This is a genomic window from Cellulomonas sp. P4_H12 (assembly GCF_056400905.1).
Genome location: NZ_JBFUKJ010000022.1, coordinates 63226 through 87637 on the forward strand (window position 1 = coordinate 63226; position 24412 = coordinate 87637).

The window sequence follows — 24412 nt, forward strand, 5'->3', positions numbered from 1 at the left end:
ACTACCGGTCCTTCTGTCGGTACTGCAGGTAGGCGTCGAGGTAGGCGCTGTCGGTGAACAGCCCGTGCGTGTAGAGCTCCAGGCCGGCGAGCATGCTCACGGTCGTCAGCTGCTCGATGGCCTTGCCGGGGTCCTCGGTGGGCGCGACGCCGCGGCCGGCGGCAGCGTCGAGCTGCGCCATCACGATCAGACCGACCTGGGCGGCGACGACCTGCCGCGCGCGCCCGGGCGGATCTGCCGTCGGGCGCACCGTGCCGGCCGCCTCGCCCGCCTCCAGGTACGCCGCGGCGTCGTCCATGAGCCCGTCGACGAAGTGCGCCGCGAGCGCCCCGCCGTCCATCAGGCTGCGGACGATGTAGGCGAAGAGCGGTGCGTACTCCTGCACACCGGCCAGCATCCCGATCGTCTCGGCGGGGGACTTCTCCGCGATCGCCGACGACTTCTCCTGGCGGATCACGCGGAGCACGTGCTCGTCGCACTCGGCGCGCAGCGCGTCCTTCGATCCGAAGTGATGGATGACGAGGCCCGCGCTGACGCCGGCGTCCTCCGCGATGGCGCGCACGGAGGCACGGAACCCGTCGCGCCCGAACCGCGCGACGGCCGCGTCGCGGATGCGGGCCCGGGCGGTGAGGTCCTCTGAACGCATGTTCACCACACTAAACACGCGTTCAGTCGAGTGCAAGGCCCGTGGGCGGCGCGGCCGGCCGGCCGTGTCGGAGCCTGCGGCTAGCGTGCGACGCGTGACCTCGACCTCCGCCAAGCGCCCCGACCGCAGCGCCCGTCCGGCGCTCCGCTGCACCGAGTGCGGCTGGACCGCGAGCAAGTGGGTCGGTCGCTGCGGCGAGTGCCAGGCGTGGGGCTCGGTGGTCGAGGACACCGGCCCGGGAGGTGGCGCACCGCGCACGGTCGCCACCTCCCCCACACGCTCGCCGGCGCAGCCGATCGACCAGATCGACGTCGAGACGGCGCGCTCGCGGCCGACGGGTGTCGACGAGCTGGACCGCGTGCTCGGTGGCGGCATCGTGCCGGGGGCCGTGGTGCTGCTGGCCGGCGAGCCGGGCGTCGGCAAGTCGACCCTGCTGCTCGACGTCGCGGCGCGCGCCGCCCGCACAGGCCGCAAGGTGCTGTACGTGACCGGCGAGGAGTCGGCGGCTCAGGTGCGCCTGCGCGCAGGCCGGATCCACGCGCTGGACCCGCGCCTGCTGCTGGCGGCGGAGACCGACCTGGGCACGGTCCTCGGGCACATCGAGCACGTCGAGCCCGACCTGCTGGTGCTCGACTCGATCCAGACCATCGCCTCGGCGCAGGTCGAGGGCACGGCCGGCGGGGTGTCGCAGGTGCGGGAGGTGGCCACCGCGGTGATCCAGGCGGCCAAGGCCCGCGACATGCCCGTGGTGCTCATCGGCCACGTGACCAAGGACGGGTCGGTCGCCGGGCCGCGGACGCTCGAGCACCTGGTGGACGTGGTCTGCCAGTTCGAGGGCGAGCGGCACTCGCGCCTGCGCATGCTCCGCGCGACCAAGAACCGCTACGGCCCGACCGACGAGGTCGGCTGCTTCGACCTCTCCGAGTCAGGGATCGTCGGGCTGCCGGACCCCAGCGGCCTGTTCGTGTCGCAGGCGCTGCACGCGGTGCCGGGCACGTGCCTGACGGTGACGCTCGAGGGTCGCCGACCCCTGGTCACCGAGGTGCAGTCGCTCGTGGCGCCCAGCGCGGTCCCCAACCCCCGCCGGACCACCAGCGGCGTCGACAGCAGCCGCCTCGCGATGGTGCTCGCGGTGCTGCAGCGCCGGCTCGGCGCGCGGCTGGCGGACCAGGACGTCTACGTCTCGACCATCGGCGGGGCTCGCGTCGCCGAGCCCGGCGCCGACCTCGCCCTCGCGCTGGCCGCGCTCAGCTCGCGCGAGAACGTGCCGCTGCCCCGGGGTCTCGTTGCCATCGGTGAGATCGGGCTGGCCGGTGAGATCCGGACCGTGTCGGGTGTCGGACGCCGACTGGGCGAGGCCGCTCGGCTCGGGTTCACGCGCGCGATCGTGCCGGCGGGAGCGCTGGACGGCGCGACGCCGCCCGCAGGGCTCACCGCGCTCATGGCCGCCGACCTCATCGAGGCCGTCACCGCCGCGGGACTGGTCCCGGACGTCGCAGCGAGCGGCTCGCGCTGACGTCGCTGGCTTCGTCGCGACGGCTGCGATGCCCTCCGCACGGGCCCAAAAGAATCCTCGAATTCGTCTTGACCGGTACAGAACCAGGAGTTACTTTATCGGTATAGAGAACGACGACCCGACAGGAGAAACCTGATGTCGATGGACAGCTCTCAGCTCGGTCTGCTGCTCGGTGTGAACGTCGCGCAGCACGAGGCCGACAGCGCCCGCCCCTGGGCGCCCGAGGTTCCGGAGCTTGTCCGGCCTCGCCGAGCACGGCGCACCCGCGCTGCGCGCACCCGCCGCACGCTGGCGGGCGCCCTGCACCACCTCGCCGACGCGGTCGCGCCCGCCTGCACCACCGAGGCGGGTCACCCGGCCCGATGACGGTCTCGCCCCCGGGACCCGTCCCGGCGACCTACCCTGTCCCGCATGGAGCGGAACAGGGTGGCGTCATGTCCCGGGTGACGCTGCAGACCATCGCCGACAAGGTCGGCGTCAGCCGCATGACCGTGTCCAACGCGTTCTCGCGCCCGGACCAGCTCTCGGCGGACATGCGCCGCACGATCCTCGCGGCCGCCGCGGACCTCGGGTACGTCGGGCCCGACCCCTCCGCGCGAGCGCTGGCCCGCGGCACCACGGGCGCCGTCGGCGTGCTGCTCACGGAGTCCGTCGGTGCGGCGTTCCGGGACCCGATCGCCGCGGCGTTCTTCGGGGCGGTCGCCGAGGAGCTCGCGCCCACGGGGCTGGCCGTGGTCCTGCTCCCGTCGCGGGGCTCGGAGGGGACGATCCCCGCCCGCGACATCCCGATGGACGGCGCCCTCGTCTACGGGTGCGCCGCCGACTACCCCGCGGTGGACTGGCTCGTGAAGCGCAAGCTGCCCCTGGTGTTCGTCGACGGGGAACCGACCGCGGGCGCCGCGAGCGTGCTCCTGGACGAGCAGCACGGTGCCAGCCTCGGCGCGCAGCACCTGCTCGATCTCGGTCACCGCCGGATCGGGATCCTCACCATGAACGTCGAGGTGCCGCCCGGGTTCGCACCCGACCCGTCCGCGGCCGGGTCCGGGTTCGTCGCGCGCGAGCGCCAGATCGGCTGGATGCGGCCGCTCGACGCCGCCGGCGTGACGCCGGTGGTCATGGAGGTCCACGACAACATGGAGCCCTTCGTCTCCGAGGGCGCCCGCGCGCTGCTCAGCGCACCCGACCGTCCGACGGCGGTGCTGTGCTTCTCGGACCTGATGGCGGCGGCCGTCGTGCACGCCGCCGAGGAGCTCGGGCTGCGCGTGCCGCAGGACGTCTCGGTCGTCGGGTTCGACGACTCGCCGCTCGCCCGCCGCCTGCGCCCCGCGCTGACCACCGTGCACCAGGACTTCGCCGCCAAGGGCAAGGCCGCCGCCGCGGCGCTGACGTCGTCCATCGCCCGGTTCCGCGCCGGCGACGCCCCGGACCCCGAGCAGCACCGGATCCTGGTCGACCTGGTGGTCCGCGACAGCACGGCACCGCCGCCGGACTAGGCGTCAGGCGGCTCGACGAAGGCTGCCGGGCGCCGTGGGAAGACTTCGTTCCGCTGGGTGCGACAACGTCTTCACGCAAGCGATCGAGATAGGGCGCCCCCGGTCAGCACGCGACCGCCTCGCTGACAGGGATCTGCCGGGGTCCGGACGCGACCGCCTCGCGCACTGCGGACCTGCCGCGGTCAGCTCGCGACCGCCTCGCTGACGGAACCGGTCGCCAGGGTCTCGCGGGCGCGGTCGAGCGCGGACGCCGACGCACCGTGCGCCTCCAGCACCAGGAACGCGGCGCCGAGGACGGGCCGGTCCGCGACGAACACGAGGTGGGCGCCCGGAGCGCCGGCGGCGATGCGCGCGCGGATGCCCTCCGTGAGGGCCGGGTCCCGGGCGGCGAGCACTCCCCCGCCGAGCACCACGGGCACCGCCAGGTCGACCAGGTCGAGCCGACGCAGGGCCGCGAGCGCCAGGGCGGCGATCTCGTCGGCCTGGCGCTCGACCACGGACACCGCGGCCGCGTCCCCGCGGGAGGCGGCGGCGAGCAGGACGGGCGACAGGCCGACGAGGTCGTCGTGGTCGAGGTGCCCGAAGTGCAGGTCCTCGATGACCGCGGCCATGGTCGGCCGACCGAGGGCGGCGGGCACCAGCTGCGCGAGGATCGTCGGCTCCCCCCGGCCGTCGATGGCTCGCGCGGCGTGCCAGACGGCCTGCTCGCCCAGCTCGAAGCCGCCGCCCCAGTCGCCCGAGATCCGACCGAGGGCCGGGAAGCGGGCGGTGGCGCCGTCGGCCCGCCGCCCGACGCAGTTGATCCCTGTGCCGCAGACGACGGCGACGGCCTGGCGTTCGGCCGTGCCGGCCCGGAGCAGGGCGAACGTGTCGTTCTCGACGACGACGGCCGCCGCCTGCACGAACCACGGCAGGGCCTGCAGGGCCGCACTGAACGTCTCGATCTCCACCGGCAGGTCCAGCCCGGACAGGTAGACACCGACGCGGAGCACGCGCGGCCGGTCGACCGACGCCAGCGCCTCGCGGACCAGGTGGTCGATGACCGCGAGTGCGGGCTCGACGCCGATCACCTGCGGGCACGAGCCGCCGCCGCGGGTGTGCGCGAGGACAGTGCCGTCGAGCCCCAGCACGACGACGTCGGTCTTGCTGCCGCCGCCGTCGATGGCGAGCAGGACGCCGGTCATCTCGACCTCGGCGCAGCGACGCGGTCGACCGCCGACCCGGCCCCTCGCGCCCTCACCGGGCCCACGCAAGGTGGTCGCGGTTCGCGGCGAGCAGGGCGTCGGTCAGCGCGGACGCCTTGTCGTACTGCCCGACCAGGGGGTGCGCGAGGAGGGCGCGGGCGACCCGGTCCCGACCGCCGTGCACGGCCGCGTCGAGCGCCAGCCGCTCGTAGCCGGCGACGTGCCCGACCAGCCCGGCGAGGTCGTCGGCGAGCGGCGCGACCGGCAGCGGCGTGATCCCGGCCGCGCCGATGGTCGCCGGCACCTCGATGACGTGGTCGTCGGGCAGGAAGGGCAGGGTGCCGTCGTTGCGGACGTTGACCACCTGCACGTCGCCGCGGTCGGCGGTGAGCGAAGCGAGCAGGTCGACGGCGGCCTCGGAGTAGAACGCGCCGCCGCGGCGGGTCAGCGCCTCGGGCTTGGTGTCGACCGACGGGTCGGCGTAGAGGGCGAGCAGCTCGTTCTCGACGTCGGTCACGGCCTGCGCCCGCGAGACGGCGCCCGGCGCCACCTGCGAAGCCAGCACCTCGTCGTGCGCGTAGTAGTAGCGCAGGTAGTACGACGGCACGCAGCCGAGCAGCGACAGGAGCGACGGGGGGAGCTCGACCTCGTCGGCAAGCTCGGTCAGGTGGGAGGACAGCAGGCCGGGCAGCCGGTCGGTCCCGTCGACGGAGACGCCGCGCACCCAGGTCAGGTGGTTGAGCCCGACGTGGTCGAGCGCGACGGCCGACGGGTCCACGGAGAGCAGGGAGGCGAAGCGCCGCTGGAACCCGATGGCCACGTTGCACAGCCCGACTGCCCGGTGACCGTCCTGCAGCAGCGCGCGCGTGACGATGCCGACGGGGTTGGTGAAGTCGACGATCCAGGCGTCCGGCCTCGCGAAACGGCGCACCACGTCCGCGAGCGACAGCACCACCGGCACCGTCCGCAGCGCCTTCGCGAGCCCGCCCGGCCCGGTCGTCTCCTGCCCGAGGCACCCGCACGCGTGCGGGAACGTCTCGTCGGTGTGCCGGGCCGCCTGCCCGCCGACGCGCAGCTGGAAGAGGACGACGGAGGCGTCGGAGACCCCGGCGACGACGTCGGACGTGGCGGTGACCCGCACGTCGTACCCGTACCGCGCGAACATCCGGCGCGAGACGCCGGCCACCAGGGCGACCCGGTCGGCCGACGGGTCCACCAGGCACAGCTCGGTGAGCGGCAGCAGCGACCGGAGCCGCGCGAACCCGTCGACGAGCTCGGGCGTGTACGTCGACCCGCCGCCGATGACGGTGAGCTTCATCCCTTGACCCCTGTCAGTGTCACGCCGCGCACGAAGGTCCGTTGTGCGAGGAAGAAGATGAGGACGACGGGGACCATCGCGATCAGGGTCGCGGCCATCGTGAGGTTCCAGTCCACGGCGCGGGTGCCGCGGAACTGCGCGAGCGCGTACGAGACCGGCCAGGCCGACTCGTTCTCCGACGTGTAGAGCAGCGGGCCGTAGTAGTCGTTCCAGGACGTGAAGAACAGGAAGATCGCCGTCGCCGCGATGCCGGGCTTGGCCATCGGGACGATGACCCGCAGCAGCGTCCGCAGCTCGCCGCAGCCGTCCAGGCGGGCGGCCTCGGTGTACTCCTTGGGGATCGTCAGGAAGAACTGCCGCAGCAGGAAGATCGAGAACGCGTCCCCGAGCAGGTTGGGCAGGATCAGCGGCCAGAGCGACCCCGTCAGCCCCAGACGAGACCACATCACGTACAGCGGCACGCTCGTGACCTGCGGCGGGAGCAGCATCATCGCGATGATGAGCACCAGGTAGAGGTTCGAGCCGCGGAACTGGATGCGCGCGAGCGCATACCCGGCGGGGACCGAGGAGACGAGCATGAACGCCGTCGCCAGGCCCGCGTAGAGGAACGAGTTGCCGGTGTACTTGAGCATCGGCAGCTTCTCGAACACGAGCGCGAAGTTGTCCCAGTGCCACGACGTCGGCCACCCGAAGGCCGTCCCGGCCTGCTCCGGCGACATGACGGACGTCAGCAGGATGAACACGAACGGCGCCAGGAACAGCACGCACAGGGCGACGAAGATCGCGTGGTCCGCCACCCATACCAGCGGCGACCGATGCCGGGTCACGAGGCCACCTCCGGGGTGAACGCCTTGAACCGGCGCAGCAGGAACGCCATCACGACGGCCGCGACGACGAACAGGACGACGGCCATCGCCGACGCGTACCCGAGCAGGTTGGCGCCGAAGGCCTTGGAGTACAGGAGCTGGCCGTACGTCAGCGTCGACTGGTCGGGCCAGCCGAGCGCGCCGGCCGCCCCCGCGCCCACCGACGCCTTGCCCTGCGCGGTGGTCGCCGCGACGGCGGGCTCGGTGAAGTACTGGAGCGCCGCGATGATGCCGGTGATCAGTGCGAACAGGAGCACGGGCGTCATGTTGGGCACGGTGACGTACCAGAACTGCTGCCAGCCGTTGGCGCCGTCGAGCTCCGCCGCCTCGTACTGCTCGGCGGGGACGTCGAGCAAGCTGGCCAGGAAGATCACCATGATGTCGCCCAGCACCCAGAGCCCGAGCAGGACGAGGGAGGGCTTGGCCCAGGCCGGGTCGGTGAACCAGCCCGGACCGTCGATGCCGACCTTGCCGAGCAGCTCGTTGACCGGGCCGGTGGCCGGGTTGAACACGAACACGAACGCGATCGTGGCGGCCACCGGCGGGATCAGCGCCGGCAGGTAGTACAGGGTGCGCAGCACGCCGGAGCTGCGCCGCGCCCGGGTCAGCACCCAGGCGACGACCATGGCCCCGACGATCCGGACCGGCACGAGGATCGCGACGAACCACAGCGTGTTGAGCACTGCGGTGCCGATCAGGGGGTCGCTCGTGAACAGGAACTTCCAGTTCGCGAAGTTGTTCCAGCGCGGCGGGTTCGACAGGTCGAACGCCGTGAAGGAGTAGTAGACCGTCATGACCAGCGGGAACACGAAGAAGATCAGCATGCCGAGCAGCGACGGGGTCAGGAAGGCGAGCGCCGCCCGGTTCCGTCGGCGTTGGATCGTCGAGGCCACGGGCGTCAGCCCGCCTGGAGCTTGACGGCGGCGTCGATCTCGTCGTCGACCTGCGCGAGCATGCCCGGCAGGTCGGTGACGTCACCCTGCTGCCACTTGGCCGTGTGGGTGCCGAAGATCGTCTGGTACTCGGCGCCGATCGCGCTGGGCGGGGTCGTCGAGGACGTGGCGTTCTCGAAGATGTCGAGGAACGTCTGGAACTGCGGCGTGACCTCGAGGTCCGGGGACGTGATGGCGTCGTGCGTGGTGGGCGCGTTCTTCAGGCCGTTCGACAGCTTGACCTGCGCGGCCGTGTCCGTCGTCAGGTACTTGATGAACGCCCAGGCGGCCTCGGGGTTCTTCGCGCCCTTGCCGATGCCGACGATGTTGCCGGTGATGTAGCCGGCGCCGTAGCTGTCCTCGTAGCCCTCGGCCGACGGGATCGGCGCGGTGCCGTACTTCAGGTCCGGCGCCTGGTCGTCGATGAACGCCGTCCGGTACTCGCCGTCGATGTTCATGGCGACGCGGCCGGTCTGGAAGTCGTTCTCGGCCGAGAACTCCTGGCCGAGCGCGGCCTGGAAGTCGGCCAGCTTCTGGTAGCCGCCGAGCCGGTCGATGAGGTCCTTCTGCCACTCGAGGATGGCGGTCCAGCCGGGCGACGACCCGATCGCCGACGTGCCGTCCTCGTTGAGCCACTCCGCGTCGGCCGCGGGGGCCCAGTGCGCCTCGGCGTTCTCGTAGTAGCCGAGCAGCGGCATGAAGCCGAGCTGCTTGATCGAGCCGTCGTCGTTGAACGTGGTGAGCTTGACGGCCATGTCGGACAGCTCGGCGAGCGTCTTCGGGGGCTCGGTGTAGCCGGCCGCGGCCAGCAGGTCGGTGTTGTAGTACAGGCCGTAGACGTCGGCCAGCGCGGGCATCGTGCAGCGCTTGTCGTCGAACGACGTGTACCCGAGGACGGTGTCGGGGATCTGCGAGAGGTCGACCTCGTCGCGCTCGATGAAGCTGGTGAGGTCGGCGAAGTCTCCCGACGAGCACAGCGGGCCCACCTGGTCGGTGGAGTAGGACAGGCCGACGTCGATGGGCTGCCCGGCGGAGATCGCCTTGCGCATCTTCTCGTCGTCCTGGCCGGACTTGACCGTGACCTTCACGCCGGGGTTGGCCTTCTCGAAGTCGTCGACCACCGACTGGATGACGTCGGCCTCGCGGTCGGTGAAGAAGTGCCAGAACTGGATGTCGCCGGTCACCTCGGACGGCGCGCTGGCCTCGGCGGTGGGGCCGCCGGACGATCCGCCGCTGCAGGCGGCCAGGCCGAGGACCGCGGCGATCGCGGGGACGACCAAGAAGGTGCGTGTTCTCACCGTGTGCTCCTGTTCGTGGGCGCGACGAATCACCCGGTCGGCCGGGGTCGCCGTGCGTCGGTATGGGTCAGGGGACGAGGTCGAGCAGCCGAGAGCGCAGGTCGGCGCCGACGACGGATCGCGCACCGCGCAGCACCGGGTGATCAGCCACGGTGCTCACGGAGATGTGCGGGGACCACCGGGTGGTCCTGCGGATGTGCCCTCGCACGTACTCGGCGAGGGTTCGACCGCCGGCGACGCCGGTCGGTCCGCCGAGCACGACCACGGGCGGGTCGAGCACGGCGAGCACGGGGACGACGCCGACCGCGACGCGGGTCGCGAGCTCGCTCAGGACGGCCGGCCGCGCGGGGTGCGTGGCCAGCTCGGTGAGCACGGCGTCGAACGAGCGGCCGCGGACGCCGTGCGCCCGGGCCAGGTTCTTGAGGGCGATGCCGCCGATGAGGTCCTGCAGGTCCTTGGCCGACGGCACCAGCTCGGCGGCCGCGCGCGGGACGGGCAGGTAGCCGATCTCGCCCGCGCCGCCGGACGCGCCGCGGTGCAGGCTGCCGGCGAGGTCGACGGCGACCCCGAGCCCGTCGCCCATCCACAGCAGGGCGAAGCCGTCCACGTCGCGGCCGGCACCCTCGACCCGCTCGGCGACCGCGGCGAGGTTCACGTCGTTGTCGATGCGCACGCTCACCCCCAGGCCGTCCTCGAGCTGCGCGCGGACCGCCTTGCGGGGCCAGCCGGGGATGAGGCCGACGAACGCGAGGTCGTCGGTGCGCGGGTCCACCGCGCCCTGCAGGCCGACGATCACGGCGACGACGGTCTTGGGCGAGGTCCCCGCCGCCGCGCACGCGCCCTCGATCGCCGCCCGGATGTCGCCCACCGCCGACCGCTCGCTCGCCGTGCGGGACAGGGGCAGCTCCGCGATCGGGTACTCGGTGCCGGCGGCGTCGACCAGCGTGGAGAGCACCCGGTACGGCCGGACGTCGACGGCGACCGCGTGGGCGCGATCGGTGCGGACGGCGTAGGTCACGGCGCTCGGCCCGCGCGCGGCGGCGACCGAGCCGACCTCGTCGACGAGGTCGAGCTGCTCCAGCCGCGTGATCACCTGGCTCGCCGTGGGCTTGGACAGCCCGGTGAGCTCGCCGATCTGCGCCCGGGTGAGGGGTCCGCGCTCCAGCAGCAGCGCCAGAGCGGCCTTGTCGTTCATGGCGCGCAGCAGCCCGGGAGTACCCGGCTGGCTGGGCGTGCCGTTCATGTCCACTCGTCCGATCGTCGTTGATCGAGGCCGTCATCGGCGACCTCGTCAAACTAACAGGCAACTTTCCTAACAGACAACCCTCTGCGCGCGTCGGCTGCGTCTCGGTCGGGTAACGGCTCGGTTACTTCTGCCGGCGGCGAATCCTGCCGCGCTGGTGACGGAGCGGCGCTCCCGGGACGGGAAGTCGCCCCACACGTCCCACCAGCACCACGTGCGGCAGGCTCGGACGCCGCTCGGCGGCGAACGGGCGAACAGCGGCCGACGATCGGGTCCGGCATGCGGGTCGCAAGGGCTGTCGCGGCCGCGCGTCGTTACCATGCAACCGTGCCGCACGCTCCCGACGACCTGCTCAGGTCGACCCTCGCTGCCGTCGCCCCGGGCGGCGAGCTTCGCGACGGCCTCGAGCGGATCCTGCGCGGACGCACCGGAGCGCTGATCGTGCTCGGCTTCGACAAGACGGTCGAGAGCATCTGCTCGGGCGGCTTCGTGCTCGACGTCGAGTTCTCGGCCACCCGCCTGCGCGAGCTGGCCAAGATGGACGGCGCCGTCGTCGTCGACGCGGGCATCTCCCGCATCGTGCGCGCCGCGGTCCAGCTGCTGCCGGACGTGACGATCGAGACGTCGGAGTCGGGCACCCGGCACCGCACCGCCGAGCGCGTGGCCAAGCAGACGGGCCTGCCGGTCGTGTCCGTGTCCGCGTCCATGCGGATCATCGCCCTGTACGTCGGCGGGCAGCGGCACGTCATCGAGGACTCGACCACCATCCTGTCCCGCGCCAACCAGGCCCTGGCCACGCTCGAGCGCTACAAGTCGCGTCTCGACGAGGTCAGCGGCACCCTGTCGGCCCTCGAGATCGAGGACCTCGTCACCGTCCGCGACGTCTCCGCGGTGGTCCAGCGCCTCGAGATGGTCCGCCGCATCTCCGAGGAGATCGAGGGCTACGTCGTCGAGCTCGGCACCGACGGCCGCCTGCTCACGCTGCAGCTCGACGAGCTGGTCGGCGGCATCGGCTCCGACCGCGCGCTGATCATCCGCGACTACGTGGACACCAGCCGGCGCGACGTCGACTCGGTGCTCGACGCCCTGGCCGAGCTGGACTCGACCGAGCTGCTGGACAACGCGCGCATTGCGAGCGTGCTCGGCCTCCCGGGTGGCGGCGACGCGCTGGACGCGGCCGCCGGTCCGCGCGGCTACCGCCTGCTGTCCAAGGTCCCGCGCCTGCCCGGCGCCATCGTCGACCGCCTGGTCGCGCACTTCGGGGGCCTGCAGAAGCTGCTCGCGGCCGGGATCGACGACCTCATGGCCGTCGACGGCGTGGGCGAGCAGCGGGCCCGCGCCGTGCGCGAGGGGCTCTCCCGGCTGGCCGAGTCGAGCATCCTCGAGCGGTACGTCTAGCTCGGAGCCACGGCCCCGGCGGTCCGTCGTCGCCGCCATGCCGCGTCGACCACGACCGCGAGCGCGATCAGCACGATCATGATCCAGAACGAGCGGCGCTGGGACACGTACAGGTCGACGACGAACCAGACCAGCACCACGCCCGACACCCCGACCGCCGTGGCGGTCAGCGCGGGCGAGGCGCCGAGCTCGGCGCGCAGGCGGAACGCCGCCACCGCCACCAGCACGAACACCGCCAGCGACACCGCGCTGCCCACCGACGCGAGGGCACCCACGCTCAGCCCGGTCACGAGCAGGACCATCAGCGCCGCGGTGATCAGCAGGCCGCCGTGCCGCCCCAGCCGGGTGCCGGGGCCGAAGGCCGGCGGGAACGTCCCCGAGCCGGCCAGCGCCCGGGTCAGGCCGACCGAGCTGTAGAGCATCGCGGTGACGGTCGAGGCGGTCGCCAGCAGCGCCGCGCAGGTCATCATCACGTAGCCCGCCTGCCCCAGCGTGGGCTCGGCCGCGACGGCCAGCGCCCGCGGCCCGGCGGCGACCACCTCGGCCACCGGCAGCGTCCCGAACACGCAGACCGCCACCGCGACGTACAGCACCGTGGTGACGGCCAGCGCGGCGTACATGGCGACGGGCAGCTGGCGTCGTGGCTCGGCCATGTCGTCCCCGACGAACGAGATGACCGCGAACCCGAGGAAGGCGAAGAACGTGAGGGCGATGCTGGCCACGATCTCGTTCACGCCCGGGTACGTGCTCGGGGCGAGGAACGCGAAGTCGACCTGCGGGAGCGTCCCGACGACGAACACGGTGAACACCACCAGGAGCAGCCCGACGATCGCCGACTGCACCCGGTCGACGAGGCGCGGCCCGGCGACGGTGAGCCACGCGCCGAACACCACGAGCGCCGCGGCGCACAGCTTGGACAGCCAGCCGCCCGGTGGCCCGTCGGCGAGCACCACCGCGGCGTAGTCCCCGAACGACGCGGCGACCATCGCGCCGACCACCACGATCGCGGTCAGGTACCCGAGCCAGGCGGCGACGCCGACCAGCCGTTCGCTGCGGTAGCCGTGCTGCAGGTAGACGATCAGCCCGCCGGAGGACGGCCAGCGCATCGCGAACCTCACCAGCGTGTACCCGAGCGTGGCGGACATCGCCCCGGCCAGGAGGAACGAGAGCCACACCGCCGACCCGGCGACCGCGCCGGCCTGCCCGAGGAGCGCGAAGATCCCCGCGCCCACCATGGCGCCCACCCCGAGCACCACGGCGCCGCGCACGCTCAGCCGCGCGCTCGCGGCCGGAGCCGGCTCGGCCATGGAGTCCTCCTCGGTGCTGCCGCCCACGCCGCGGCCGGCACGCCCGACCCTAGCGGCGGTCGGGCTCAGCCCAGGCCGAACACGACCGGCGGTGCGCTGGCCCCCGCGAGGTTCAGCTGCGCCGAGTAGGTCCCGGCGCCCGGCGCGGGCAGCCCGGCGGGGCAGCCCTCCGCGGAGCGGACCCGGTTCCAGGCGAACGGCGTCGTGTCGTTGCCGCCGCCGGGGAGCAGGAGGGTGCGGGACTCGGTGCCGGGGACGATGCAGTCGCGGTTGGACCACACCCGGTCGGTGCCGGAGGTGACGACGATCTCGCGCTGCGCCTCCCCCGCGTCGACCAGGCACGGCTCAGTACCGGTGTTGGTGATCGAGACGGAGAACGTGGGGCTCACCCCGGCGCCGAACGTCTCGGCGTCGGCCGTCATCGCGAGCACGAGCCCCGTGGGGGCGCAGTCCGCGACGCCCGCCGTGTCGGTGCTCGGCGTCGTGCTCGGTGCGGGGTCCGCGGGCTGCTCGGCGGGCGGCGACGACGACGTGGTCTGCGCCGCGGGCGTGGGGTCGTCACCGTTGCCCCGACCCGCCACGAGCCACACGACGAGCAGGACGACCAGCAGCGGGATGCCGAGCACGACGGCCCGACGCACCCAGTAGACGCGGGCGGGGAGGCGTCGCGACTCGCTCATGCGTCCTCCGACCGATCTCGTCCACGTCCTGTCCGTGCCGCACCCTTCCGCGGCGCGACCACCGTAGAGGGAGGTTCGCCGGCGCGCGCGGCCGACGCGCGGGACCGGTCAGAGTGCGAGACGCACGATCGCTCGCCCCGGCTTCGGCCGCGCGACGACGTCGAAGCCGGCCGCCGCGAAGAGGCTCAGGGTCCCGCGGTAGAGGTCGGCCGACGAGAGGCGGCGCACCCCTGGGTCTAGGGGGTAGCCCTCCAGCGTGTGGGCGCCGGACGCCCGGGCATGCTCGACCGCGGCGTCGAGGAGTGCCCCGGCCACACCCTGGCGACGGTGCCCGCCGCGGACGACGAAGCAGGTCACGGCCCAGATCCCCGGGTCGTCGAGGTCGGCCTTCAGCTCGGGCGTGGTCATCGACGGGCTGGCCCGGATGCGGGGGAACTCGGCGCGCGCCGCCACCGACGCCCAGCCGACCGGCTCGTCGTCGAGCATGGCGACCACCCCGGCGCCGGCGCCGGGCTCGGTGAGGCGCAGGGCCAGCCGGTCCCGCAGCTCGTCGGCCGACAGAGTGCGGAACTGCGCGTGGGGCAGCCGGTCGAACTGGCAGAAGCAGGTGCCGGGGTCGCCCGGGCCGTCGAGCACCGCGATCGCCTCGTCGGCACTCCTGCACACCGCTGCCCGCACCTCTGCGCCCGCCATGGTCGCCACGGTAGCCAGCCGCGCCGACACCCTCCCGTCACCTGAGGCAGGATGCTGCGGTGCCGCCGTCCCCCGCCCAGCTGCGCGAGCCGGTGCTCGCCTGGTTCGACGTGCACGCCCGCGACCTCCCGTGGCGCGCGGCGGACCGGACCCCCTATGGCGTGCTGGTCAGCGAGGTGATGCTCCAGCAGACGCCGGTGGTCCGGGTGGAGCCGGCGTGGCGGTCGTGGATGACCCGGTGGCCGACGCCGGCCGACCTCGCGGCTGCCTCGACGGCGGACGTGCTCCGCGCGTGGGACCGGCTGGGCTACCCGCGGCGTGCGCTACGCCTGCAGGAGTGCGCGCGCGCGATCGTCGAGCGGCACGGCGGTGCGGTCCCCTCGTCGGAACCCGAGCTGCTCGCCCTGCCCGGCATCGGGTCGTACACGGCCGCCGCCGTCCTGGCCTTCGCGTTCGGTCGGCGGTCGGTGGTGCTGGACACCAACGTCCGACGGGTCCTGGCGCGCACGGTCGACGGTGTCGCGCTCCCCGCGCCGAGCCAGACCGTGGACGAGGTCCGCCGCGCCACCCGCTACGTGCCCGACGACGACGCGACCGCCGCGCGGTGGGCCGCCGCGTCGATGGAGCTGGGCGCCCTCGTCTGCACGGCCCGCTCGCCGCGCTGCGACGCGTGCCCGGTGCAGGACGTGTGCGCCTGGTTCGCCGCCGGCCGCCCGGACGACGAGCACGCGGGGCGTCGTCGGACCCAGTCGTTCGCGGGCACGGACCGGCAGGTGCGCGGGCGGGTCATGGCCCTGCTGCGGGACGCCCTCGGTCCCGTCCCGGCGGCCGCGGTCGACGCCGTCTGGCCCGATGCCCGGCAGCTGGCCCGGTGCGTGGACGGGCTCCTCGCCGACGGCCTGCTGACGCGCGTCCCCGGCGCGAGCGACGACGACCCGCCGACCTACCAGCTGCCGTCCTGAGGGAGCGCCCTACGGGACGCGGAGCTCCGCGTCCCACTGCTCCTTGGTGATCTCGTACCGGAAGCCCCCGCGCTCCGCGCCCTCGACCATCATCATGTCCTCGGGGGTGTCCACGGTCTGGGTGACCGTCATGCCGACCTTGTCCATCACCTTCTGCGAGGGGAGGTTCAGCGCCATCGTCTCGCCCCAGACCACGCGCACGTCGAGCTCCGTGAACGCCCTGACCAGCAACGCCCGCGAGACCTCGGTGGCATAGCCCTTGCCCCAGGCGTCCTGGCGCAGCCGGTAGCCGAGCTCGACCTCGTCGAGGGGACCCTCTCGCTCGGGGCGCAGGCAGAACCACCCCACGAACGCGCCGCCGTCGCGCTCGAACGCCGCGAACAGCCCGAACCGCCCGCCCCACCGCTCGTAGGCCGCGAGGAGGCTCGGCAGGACGAGGTCGCGGACGAACTCAGGCGAGGTGGGCTCGCCGCCGGACAGGTAGCGCATCACCGCCGGGTCGCTGTCCAGCTCGATCAGCAGGTCGGCCTCGTCGGCGGCGAAGGGACGCAGCGTCAGGCGCTCGGTCTCCAGATAGGTGTGCACGGGCGCCATCGTGCCCGAGCGGGGTCGGGCAGCCCAGCGCTTTACTCGAGGCCTCAGTCGAGCTCGATGAGCATCCGCGTGTTGCCGAGCGTGTTGGGCTTCACGCGCGCGAGGTCGAGGAACTCCGCGACGCCGTCGTCGTGCGAGCGCAGCAGCTCGAGGTAGACGTCGGGCGTCACGGGGGTGCCCTCGATGACGTGGAACCCGTGCGACTCGAAGAACGCGACCTCGAACGTCAGGCAGAACACCCGCCGCAGGCCGATCTGCCGGGCACGGTCGAGCAGGGCGTCGAGCAGGGCGTGGCCGACGCCGGTGCCGCGCCGGGTCCGGTCGGCGGCCAGCGTGCGGATCTCGGCGAGGTCCTGCCACATGACGTGCAGCGCACCGCAGCCGATGACGGTCCCGTCCTCGGCCTCGGCCACCAGGAACTCCTGGACGGCCTCGTAGTACCCGACCCATTCCTTCGCCAGCAGGATGCGCTCGGCGGCGTAGGGCTCGACGAGCGCGCGGATGGCGCGGACGTCGGCCGGCAGGGCGGGGCGGACACGGAAGGACATCGGGCCAAGGTACTGGCGGCGACGACCGGGACAGCGGAACGGCCCGGCTCCCGAGACGACGGGGACCGGGCCGTCCGGACGGCTCAGGCGACGGGCTCGGGCTCGCGCGGGACGGGCACCGTCTCGTCGGGCATGCCGTCCGCGATCGACCACGCCTCCTCGCTCACCGTCCGCGGCCAGATCGCCGCGGCGACCAGGTAGGCGAGCAGCGACGCCGCGAACCCGTAGAAGGTGGGCCAGCCGTCGAACGACGCGTCGATGAGGTCGTTCGGGATGTACCAGACGTCGTTGGGCACCCCGTAGACGGTCGGCGTGAGGACGAAGAGCACGAGCCGCACGCCGACGCCGACCACGAGCGCCGCGACCGCCGCCCGGGTGCCGCCGCGCTTCCAGAACAGCCCGAGGAGGAACGGCACGAGCAGCCCGGCGAGCATCAGGTCGAACGCGAGGGTCAGCAGGATGCCGGTCTGGGCGACCTTGAGGGCGATGGAGATGCCGAGCACCACGATCGGGATCATGGCCACGCGGGTCCAGAGCAGCAGCGGGTCGCGGACGCCCTCCTCCTTCTTCGACACCACGCGGCGGACCCCGAAGATGTTGCGGACGGCCACGGCCGAGGTGGCGAGGATCGCGCCCGACGCGGTGGAGAAGGACGCGGCGACGATGCCGGACAGGACGAGGATCGTCAGCCCGGACGGCGCGTAGTCGTCGAGGAGCTGGAAGAGGATCGGGCCGGAGTCGGTGGACAGTCCGAGCACCGACGCCGCCGAGAGGGCGACGAGCGAGAACGCGATGCCGATGACGGCGGTCCCGACGGCGCCCGTGAAGCACGACTTCTGCGCCGTCTCCGGGCTGCGGGCGGCGAAGATGCGCTGCATGAAGTCGATGGCCACGATGTCGCCGATGCCGAGCGCGACGAGCGTCGCCCAGTTGATCGGGGCGCCCGCGCTGGTCTGGGTCAGCTGCTCCAGGTCGAACGGCCCCATCCCCTCGGCGATGTGGAAGCCGTAGGTCGCGCCGAACCAGATGACGAGCGACGCCGTGGCCACGATGGTGATGACGATCTGGATCGCGGCCGTGTAGGCGTCGGAGAACATGCCGCCGCCGATCGTGTAGACGAGCACGAGCCCCACGGCGATCAGGACACCGACGGTGTAGTCGATGCCGAGGAACCGTTCGAGCAGGAACCCGCAGGCGACGAGGTTGCCGGCCATGAGGATGGCGAACGCGAAGATCATGAACACCGACGACGCCACCTCGACCCCGCGCCCGTACCGGAGCCGGTAGAAGTCGGCGAGCGTGAACAGCTTCATGCGGTTCATCGGCTTGGCCAGGAAGAGACCCGTGAGCAGCAGGCAGATGGCCAGGCCGAGCGCGAGGGAGGCGCCGGCCCAGAACCCGAACGACGCGGAGAGGTCGGTGTTCCCGACGGTGGCGTTCGAGTCGACGGCGGCGGCCATGAGCGAGGCGGCGACGAGCGGGACGCCGAGGCGGCGGCCGGCGACCAGGTAGTTGGCGCTGTCGCCGTCGACCTTGCGGGCGACGAAGATCCCGACGAGGACGACAGCGAGGACGGAGAGACCGACTCCGGCGATGATCATGGGGGCTCCGGGGGCAGGGGCTGCGGACACGGGTCCGCAGGCGGGGGCCAGCAGGTCGGGGGTCTTCGACGAACGGGCCGGCCGGAGTTTCTGTCGGCCGACAGGTTCATTGACCACCCGGCCTGTGTCAGATCCGCTGCACGCACGAAACGCTTGTGTTAAATCGGCGTCCGCAGCACTCGCGTGACGCGCGCGCGAGGGGGCGCGAACCCGACGTGGCTGTCGTCCCGACCGTCCCTCACGGCAGCCATGTCGGGTTCGGGCGGTGCCGCAGGCGCGCCGGCTGGGGCTCCGTCACACCGCCAGCGTGACCGGGACCGCGCGGGCGAGCGCGATCTCGGCGGGCGTGCAGCCGACCAGGCGCAGGACGCCGTCCGCCACCGCGTCCTGCACCGCGGGGACGTCGAGGTCCGGGGTGCCCCGGCGGCGCAGGATCACCGACTCGACGAGCCCGAGGACCAGCTCGCCGCGGTCGTCGGCACCGTCGCCGGCCGCCGTCGCCAGCTCGCTGTACCGGGCCCTCAGCCGCGAGCGCAGCGCGTGGAACTCGGCAAACTGCTCGGCGGCCACCTCGGGCAGGACGTAGAGGACGCCGAGGTTCACGGGCCCAGCGCACAGGAGCCCGACGTCGGCGTGGACGAGCGCCCACAGGCGTGCGGCGGCGGGCTCGGCGCCCACCGCGAGGGCGTCGGCCAGCTCGAGCGACGGTCGGACCGTACCCAGCAGCAGCTCGAGCAGGATCGCGTCCTTGCCGGCGAAGTGGTGGTAGATCGAGGCCTGGCGCACCCCGGCGGCGTCGGCGATGGCGCGGGTGCTGGTCGACGTGAAGCCGACGGAGCAGAAGAGGGCCGCGGCGGCGTCGAGCACGTCCCGACGGGTGTCGCGCTCACCGTCGGGGTCGCCGCTCGCGCGCGGTCGACCGGGTCTGCGTGCCATGGCGAGCCGACGCTACCACCGGCCCCGACACGCCCCGTCGGCGCGCGACGACCGCCGGGCCACGGACGTAACAGGAGGTTTACCTGGCGGTGACCGCGGCGGAACGTCCCGGCGTGAGCCTGTTTCTGTCAGTCGACAGAAACAGAGGCCACGATGACCGCCACCACCACCGGGACCACAGCCGGCGCCCGCGAGCACGCCCGGGCGCAGGAGGGAGCCGCCGTCGGCACGGTCGCCAGCATGCCGGTCCGCCCCGCGACCTCCTGGCCGACGCCACCGGCGGGGGTGGACCCCGGGACGCTCGTGCACGCGGAGGTCGTGGCGGGCGGCGGGTACACGCACCTCGCCGTCGCGCGCGGCACCCACGTCCGGCTGACCGACCTGGCGGGCGACGCCTGCGCGCACGTGCTGGCGTACCGGCTGGACCGGCCGTGGGAGCGGCTCAACGTCGCGGACACCGTCAAGGTCCAGTGGCAGGTCTACCTGACCGCGGGCCACCTGCTGCTGAGTGACCAGGGCCGGGTGCTCGCGAGCATCGTCGGGGACACGTCAGGGCGCCAGGACGCGCTCTACGGGACCACCACGCGGGCCCGCAACGACGAGCGCTACGGCGACGGCAGCGCGCAGGGCCCGACGCCGGCCGGCCGCGAGCTGTTCGCGCTCGCGGCGGCCAAGCACGACCTCGCGCGCCGGGACCTGCCGCCGAGCATCTCGTTCTTCCAGGGCGTCCGGATCGACGACGCCGGCCGGCCGGCGTTCGAGGGGTCCGCGGGAGCGGGCGCCGCGGTCACCCTGCGCGCCGAGGTTCCGCTGCTGCTCCTCGTCGCCAACACCGCGCACCCGCTCGACCCCCGCGAGTTCACCAGCACGCCCCTGGAGGTCCTGGCGTGGCGCGGAGAACCGACCGCCGAGACCGATCCGCTCTGGGACGCCACGCCGGAGGGCCGCCGCGCCTTCGTCAACACCCGGGACGACCTCACCGCACGGGGGATCGCATGACCACGCTGCTCGACACCGTCGTCCCCGCCCGCGCGCCCTGGTCCGCCGTGGTGCGCCGGGGCGACGTGCTGACCATCGTCGACCTCGAGGGCAACCAGGCCGTCGACTTCCTCGTGTTCGACGCCGCCGACACCTCGCTGCGGTACAGCGCCCCGGACACCATCCAGGGGCAGGACACGGTGTTCCTGACCACGGGCTCGGTCCTGCGCGACTGCGAGTACGGGCCGCTCATGACGGTGGTGGCCGACGAGGTCGGTCGGCACGACACCCTCGGCGGCGCCTGCTCCAAGGAGTCGAACACGCTGCGCTACGGCCACCACACCTGGGCGCAGCACGCGTGCGCCGAGAACTTCCTGGCGGAGGGCGGCCGGCACGGGCTGGGCAAGCGCGACCTCGTCTCCAACATCAACTGGTACATGAACGTGCCGGTCGACCCGGACGGCGCCCTCGGCATCGTCGACGGCATCTCCGCACCGGGCCTCTCGCTCTCCCTGCGCGCCGAGCGCGACGTCCTGGTGGTCGTGAGCAACTGCCCGCAGATCAACAACCCGTGCAACGGCTTCGACCCGACTCCGGTCCGAATGGTGGTCTCCCGCACCGACCAGGAGGCACGATGACCTTCGACACCCTCCTCGTCGCCAACCGCGGCGAGATCGCGGTCCGGATCCTGCGCACCGCCAAGGAGCTGGGCCTGCGCACGGTCGCGGTCTACTCCGACGCCGACGCGGGCGCGCCGCACGTGCACCTGGCGGACGCGGCGGTCCGCCTCGGCCCCGCGCCCGCCGCCCAGTCGTACCTGCGCCCGGACCTGATCCTCGACGCGGCGCTCGCCCAGGGCGCGGGCGCGATCCACCCCGGCTACGGCTTCCTGTCCGAGAACGCGGCGTTCGCCCGCGCGGCCGAGGAGGCGGGGGTCGCGTTCGTGGGGCCGACGCCGGCGCAGCTCGAGCTGTTCGGGTCGAAGCACACGGCGCGCGACGCCGCCCGCGCGGTCGCCATGCCGATGCTCGCGGGCACCGGGCTGCTGGACACCCTCGACGAGGCGGTCGCCGCCGCGGACTCCATCGGGTACCCCGTCATGCTCAAGGCCACGGCGGGAGGCGGCGGGATCGGCATGCGGGCGTGCGCGAGCCGCGACGAGCTCGTCGCGGCGTGGGACGCGGTGCGCCGGACCGCGGGCGCGGCCTTCGGGTCGGCGGGCGTCTACCTGGAGCGGCTCATCCGGGCCGCGCGGCACGTCGAGGTGCAGGTGTTCGGCGACGGGCTGGGCCGCGTGGTCACGCTGGGCGACCGGGACTGCTCGCTGCAGCGCCGCCACCAGAAGGTCGTCGAGGAGGCTCCCGCGCCGGGGCTTCCCGACGAGGTCCGCGCGCTGGTCGCGTCGTCGGCCCGCACGCTCGCCGAGTCCGTCGACTACCGGTCGGCCGGCACGGTCGAGTTCGTCTACGACGCCGAGCGCCAGGAGGCCGCCTTCCTGGAGGTCAACACGCGCCTGCAGGTGGAGCACCCGGTCACCGAGGCGGTGTTCGGCGTCGACCTGGTGGCCTGGATGATCCGCCTCGCCCAGGGCGACACGTCGGTCGTCGACACCCCTCTGTCGCCCCGAGGCGCCGCCGTCGAGGCACGCGTCTACGCCGAGAACCCCGACCGCGACCACCTGCCGAGTGCCGGCACGGTCACGGCCTTCGAGCTCCCCGCCGGCGTCCGCGTCGACACGTGGGTCGAGCCCGGGCTCGAGGTGTCGACCCACTACGACCCGCTCCTGGCCAAGGTCATCACGGCCGGCGACGACCGCGAGAGCGCCTGGGCGGCGCTGGGCGATGCGCTCGCCGCCACACGGCTGACCGGCGTCGCGACCAACCTGGGCCTGCTGCGGACGATCGTGCACGCGCCGGAGGTCGCCGCGGCCCTGCACCACACCGGCACGCTCGCGCACCTGAGGGACGAGACCGCCCGCATCGAGGTCCTGCGCCCGGGCATGCTGACGACGGTCCAGGACTGGCCGGGTCGCACCGGCCTCTGGCACGTCGGCATCCCGCCGTCGGGCCCCATGGACGACCTGTCGTTCCGGCTGGGCAACACCGCGCTCGGCAACGCGGAGGGCGCGCCCGGCCTGGAGTGCACGATGGCGGGGCCGGAGCTGCGGTTCGTCACCGGCGCGACGGTGATGGTGACCGGCGCACCCGCCGCGGTGACGCTCGACGAGGTCCCCGTCCCCCAGTGGGAGCCGGTCGAGATCCCGGCGGGCGGCGTGCTCGTCCTCGGTGCGCCGACCACCGGCATGCGGACGTACCTGCTGGTCAAGGGCGGTCTCGACGTCCCGCAGGTGCTCGGCTCGTCGGCGACGTTCGACCTGGGCCGCATCGGGGGGACCACCGGCGTCCCGCTGCGACCGGGCGACCAGCTGGCGATCGCCGCGTCCACCGGCCCCTCGGCGCGGGCGGTTCCCGTGGTCGACCGCCCGGCCATCGGGGACGCGTGGCGGATCGGCGCGCTGGAGGGCCCCCACGCCGCTCCCGAGTTCTTCACGCCGGGCGACGTCGCCGAGTTCTACGCCACCACGTGGGCGGTGCACTTCAACTCGGCGCGCACCGGCGTCCGCCTGGTCGGCCCGAAGCCGACCTGGGCGCGACCCGACGGCGGCGAGGCCGGGCTGCACCCGTCGAACATCCACGACACCCCGTACGCGGTCGGCGCCGTCGACTACACGGGCGACCTGCCGATCCTGCTCGGCCCCGACGGCCCGTCGCTCGGCGGCTTCACGTGCCCGGCCACGGTCGCGCTCGGGCAGCTGTGGAAGCTGGGCCAGCTGCGTCCGGGGAACACCGTGCGGTTCGTGCCCGTCGACGAGGCCGAGGCGGACGCGCTGCGCCGCCGACCGCAGGCCGTCCCGCGCGCGACGAGGACGGCGCACGACGACGGCGGCATCCTCGCCCGCAAGGACAGCGACACCGAGGTGACGTACCGCCGCAGCGGCGACGACAACCTGCTGGTCGAGTACGGCGCGATGACGCTCGACCTCGCCTCCCGCATGCGCGTGCACGCCCTCGCCCAGCAGGTGCAGGAGCGCGTCGACCACGACGGGCTGCGCGGCATCGTCGACCTCACGCCCGGCATCCGGTCGCTCCAGCTGCACGTGGACCCCGAGCGCCTGCCGCTGCGCACGGCGCTCGACCTGGTCCGCGAGATCGAGGACAGCCTCCCGGCGACCACCGACCTCGTCGTGCCCAGCCGCACCGTCCACCTGCCGCTGAGCTGGGACGACCCGGCCACGCGCGAGGCCATCGAGCGGTACATGGCCGGCGTCCGCGACGACGCGCCGTGGTGCCCGTGGAACATCGAGTTCATCCGCCGGATCAACGGCCTGGCGTCCGTCGACGACGTGTATCGGACGGTGTTCGACGCGTCCTACCTGGTGATGGGCTTGGGCGACGTCTACCTCGGCGCCCCCGTCGCGACCCCGCTGGACCCCCGGCACCGCCTGGTCACCACGAAGTACAACCCGGCGCGGACCTGGACCCCGCAGAACGCGGTCGGGATCGGCGGCGCCTACCTGTGCATCTACGGCATGGAGGGCCCCGGCGGGTACCAGTTCGTCGGCCGCACCATCCAGGTGTGGGACACGCACGCCCGGCACCGGCCGTTCGAGCCGGGCACGCCGTGGCTGCTCCGGTTCTTCGACACCATCCGCTGGTACCCCGTGGGCGCCGACGAGCTGCTCGACATGCGCGCCGACATGGCCGCGGGCCGCCTCGACGTCGCCATCGACCCCGGCACGTTCTCGATCGCGGAGCACCAGCGCTTCCTGGCGACGAACGCCGACGAGATCGCGTCGTTCCGGGCCCAGCAGGCGCGGGCGTTCGGCGCCGAGCGCGAGGCGTGGGCGGCCGCCGGCGAGTTCGACCGCGTGGCGGAGCCCGACGCGCCCGCCCCGGTGGCCGACACCGAGGTGCCCGAGGGCTGCGAGGGCGTCGAGGCGCCGTTCGTCGCGACCGTGTTCCGCGTCGACGTCCGCCCCGGTGACGTGGTCGAGCGGGGCCAGCAGCTGCTGGCGCTCGAGGCCATGAAGATGGAGGCACCGGTGACTGCGACGGTCGGCGGCACGGTGGTCGACATCGTCGTGTCCCCCGGCGACCAGGTCGGTCCGGGTCAGGTGCTGGTCGTCGTCGAGCCCGCGGCGGTGACCACCGCCGCGTAG

Annotated in this window: 22 protein-coding genes; 8 read left to right on the forward strand and 14 right to left on the reverse strand. The window is 73.3% G+C overall.

Annotated features, from left to right (window positions below; genetic code table 11):
• Position 1 precedes the first annotated feature (1 nt).
• Entirely contained in the window at positions 2-646 is a 645-nt protein-coding gene (locus tag AC1DQC_RS13660; protein ID WP_477051788.1) for a TetR/AcrR family transcriptional regulator, read from the reverse strand.
• A gap of 94 nt (positions 647-740) precedes the next feature.
• Here AC1DQC_RS13660 and radA point away from each other — a divergent pair, with 94 nt between their 5' ends.
• The 3 genes from radA to AC1DQC_RS13675 all read left to right on the forward strand — a co-directional run bounded on the left by radA (position 741) and on the right by AC1DQC_RS13675 (position 3655).
• Positions 741-2162, forward strand: coding sequence for a DNA repair protein RadA (gene radA, locus AC1DQC_RS13665; protein WP_477051789.1), 1422 nt, complete (start codon positions 741-743; stop codon positions 2160-2162).
• A gap of 141 nt (positions 2163-2303) precedes the next feature.
• The gene (locus tag AC1DQC_RS13670; protein ID WP_477051790.1) at positions 2304-2528 is read left to right on the forward strand and encodes a hypothetical protein; all 225 of its coding nucleotides are present in this window, start codon (positions 2304-2306) and stop codon (positions 2526-2528) included.
• Positions 2529-2596: 68 nt separating this feature from the next.
• A complete protein-coding gene (locus tag AC1DQC_RS13675; protein WP_477051791.1) occupies positions 2597-3655 on the forward strand; it encodes a LacI family DNA-binding transcriptional regulator in 1059 nt (352 codons plus the stop codon).
• A gap of 182 nt (positions 3656-3837) precedes the next feature.
• Here the strand turns inward: AC1DQC_RS13675 and AC1DQC_RS13680 are convergent, their stop codons facing one another.
• From AC1DQC_RS13680 to AC1DQC_RS13705, 6 genes are all read right to left on the reverse strand, one after another.
• Positions 3838-4839, reverse strand: coding sequence for an N-acetylglucosamine kinase (locus AC1DQC_RS13680; RefSeq protein WP_477051792.1), 1002 nt, complete (start codon positions 4837-4839; stop codon positions 3838-3840).
• 52 nt (positions 4840-4891) lie between these two features.
• Positions 4892-6157 (reverse strand): 6-phospho-beta-glucosidase, encoded by a 1266-nt coding sequence (locus tag AC1DQC_RS13685; RefSeq protein WP_477051793.1) that lies wholly within the window; start codon positions 6155-6157, stop codon positions 4892-4894.
• On the reverse strand, positions 6154-6984 hold the full coding sequence (locus AC1DQC_RS13690) for a carbohydrate ABC transporter permease (RefSeq protein ID WP_477051794.1): 831 nt from the start codon (positions 6982-6984) through the stop codon (positions 6154-6156). The genes AC1DQC_RS13685 and AC1DQC_RS13690 overlap by 4 nt, the downstream gene beginning before the upstream one ends.
• A complete protein-coding gene (locus tag AC1DQC_RS13695; RefSeq protein ID WP_477051795.1) occupies positions 6981-7916 on the reverse strand; it encodes a carbohydrate ABC transporter permease in 936 nt (311 codons plus the stop codon). Before AC1DQC_RS13695 ends, AC1DQC_RS13690 begins: the two co-directional genes overlap by 4 nt.
• A gap of 5 nt (positions 7917-7921) precedes the next feature.
• On the reverse strand, positions 7922-9253 hold the full coding sequence (locus AC1DQC_RS13700; protein ID WP_477051796.1) for an ABC transporter substrate-binding protein: 1332 nt from the start codon (positions 9251-9253) through the stop codon (positions 7922-7924).
• A 67-nt stretch (positions 9254-9320) separates the two neighbouring features.
• Positions 9321-10496: an ROK family transcriptional regulator gene (locus AC1DQC_RS13705; protein WP_477051797.1), complete on the reverse strand. Its 1176-nt coding sequence runs from the start codon at positions 10494-10496 to the stop codon at positions 9321-9323.
• 279 nt (positions 10497-10775) lie between these two features.
• Here AC1DQC_RS13705 and disA point away from each other — a divergent pair, with 279 nt between their 5' ends.
• Complete coding sequence (gene disA, locus AC1DQC_RS13710; protein ID WP_477051798.1) at positions 10776-11894, forward strand: DNA integrity scanning diadenylate cyclase DisA; 1119 nt, start codon at positions 10776-10778, stop codon at positions 11892-11894.
• Here disA and AC1DQC_RS13715 read toward each other — a convergent pair.
• From AC1DQC_RS13715 to AC1DQC_RS13725, 3 genes are all read right to left on the reverse strand, one after another.
• Positions 11891-13201 (reverse strand): APC family permease, encoded by a 1311-nt coding sequence (locus tag AC1DQC_RS13715; protein ID WP_477051799.1) that lies wholly within the window; start codon positions 13199-13201, stop codon positions 11891-11893. The two genes, disA and AC1DQC_RS13715, sit on opposite strands and share 4 nt — an antisense overlap.
• A 65-nt stretch (positions 13202-13266) precedes the next feature.
• Entirely contained in the window at positions 13267-13881 is a 615-nt protein-coding gene (locus AC1DQC_RS13720) for a hypothetical protein (protein ID WP_477051800.1), read from the reverse strand.
• 108 nt (positions 13882-13989) lie between these two features.
• Entirely contained in the window at positions 13990-14574 is a 585-nt protein-coding gene (locus AC1DQC_RS13725; RefSeq protein WP_477051801.1) for an N-acetyltransferase family protein, read from the reverse strand.
• A gap of 59 nt (positions 14575-14633) precedes the next feature.
• Here AC1DQC_RS13725 and AC1DQC_RS13730 point away from each other — a divergent pair, with 59 nt between their 5' ends.
• Positions 14634-15536 carry an HhH-GPD family protein gene (locus AC1DQC_RS13730; RefSeq protein ID WP_477051802.1) on the forward strand — a complete coding sequence of 301 codons (903 nt, stop codon included), beginning with the start codon at positions 14634-14636 and terminating at the stop codon, positions 15534-15536.
• A gap of 9 nt (positions 15537-15545) precedes the next feature.
• On the opposite strand, the gene AC1DQC_RS13735 is transcribed toward AC1DQC_RS13730, so the two are convergent.
• The 4 genes from AC1DQC_RS13735 to AC1DQC_RS13750 all read right to left on the reverse strand — a co-directional run bounded on the left by AC1DQC_RS13735 (position 15546) and on the right by AC1DQC_RS13750 (position 19215).
• A complete protein-coding gene (locus tag AC1DQC_RS13735; RefSeq protein WP_477051803.1) occupies positions 15546-16130 on the reverse strand; it encodes a GNAT family N-acetyltransferase in 585 nt (194 codons plus the stop codon).
• Positions 16131-16174: 44 nt separating this feature from the next.
• Positions 16175-16678, reverse strand: coding sequence for an amino-acid N-acetyltransferase (locus tag AC1DQC_RS13740; RefSeq protein WP_477051804.1), 504 nt, complete (start codon positions 16676-16678; stop codon positions 16175-16177).
• Between the two features lie 83 nt (positions 16679-16761).
• Positions 16762-18279: a high affinity choline transporter 1 gene (locus tag AC1DQC_RS13745; RefSeq protein WP_477051805.1), complete on the reverse strand. Its 1518-nt coding sequence runs from the start codon at positions 18277-18279 to the stop codon at positions 16762-16764.
• A gap of 294 nt (positions 18280-18573) precedes the next feature.
• A complete protein-coding gene (locus AC1DQC_RS13750) occupies positions 18574-19215 on the reverse strand; it encodes a TetR/AcrR family transcriptional regulator (RefSeq protein WP_477051806.1) in 642 nt (213 codons plus the stop codon).
• Between the two features lie 153 nt (positions 19216-19368).
• Between AC1DQC_RS13750 and AC1DQC_RS13755 the strand changes: the two genes are divergently transcribed.
• The 3 genes from AC1DQC_RS13755 to uca are packed head-to-tail and all read left to right on the forward strand — an operon-like array spanning position 19369 to position 24412.
• On the forward strand, positions 19369-20214 hold the full coding sequence (locus tag AC1DQC_RS13755) for an urea amidolyase associated protein UAAP1 (RefSeq protein ID WP_477051807.1): 846 nt from the start codon (positions 19369-19371) through the stop codon (positions 20212-20214).
• Positions 20211-20831: an urea amidolyase associated protein UAAP2 gene (locus AC1DQC_RS13760; protein ID WP_477051808.1), complete on the forward strand. Its 621-nt coding sequence runs from the start codon at positions 20211-20213 to the stop codon at positions 20829-20831. The genes AC1DQC_RS13755 and AC1DQC_RS13760 overlap by 4 nt, the downstream gene beginning before the upstream one ends.
• Positions 20828-24412, forward strand: a complete 3585-nt coding sequence (uca, locus tag AC1DQC_RS13765; protein WP_477051809.1) for an urea carboxylase — start codon at positions 20828-20830, stop codon at positions 24410-24412. Before AC1DQC_RS13760 ends, uca begins: the two co-directional genes overlap by 4 nt.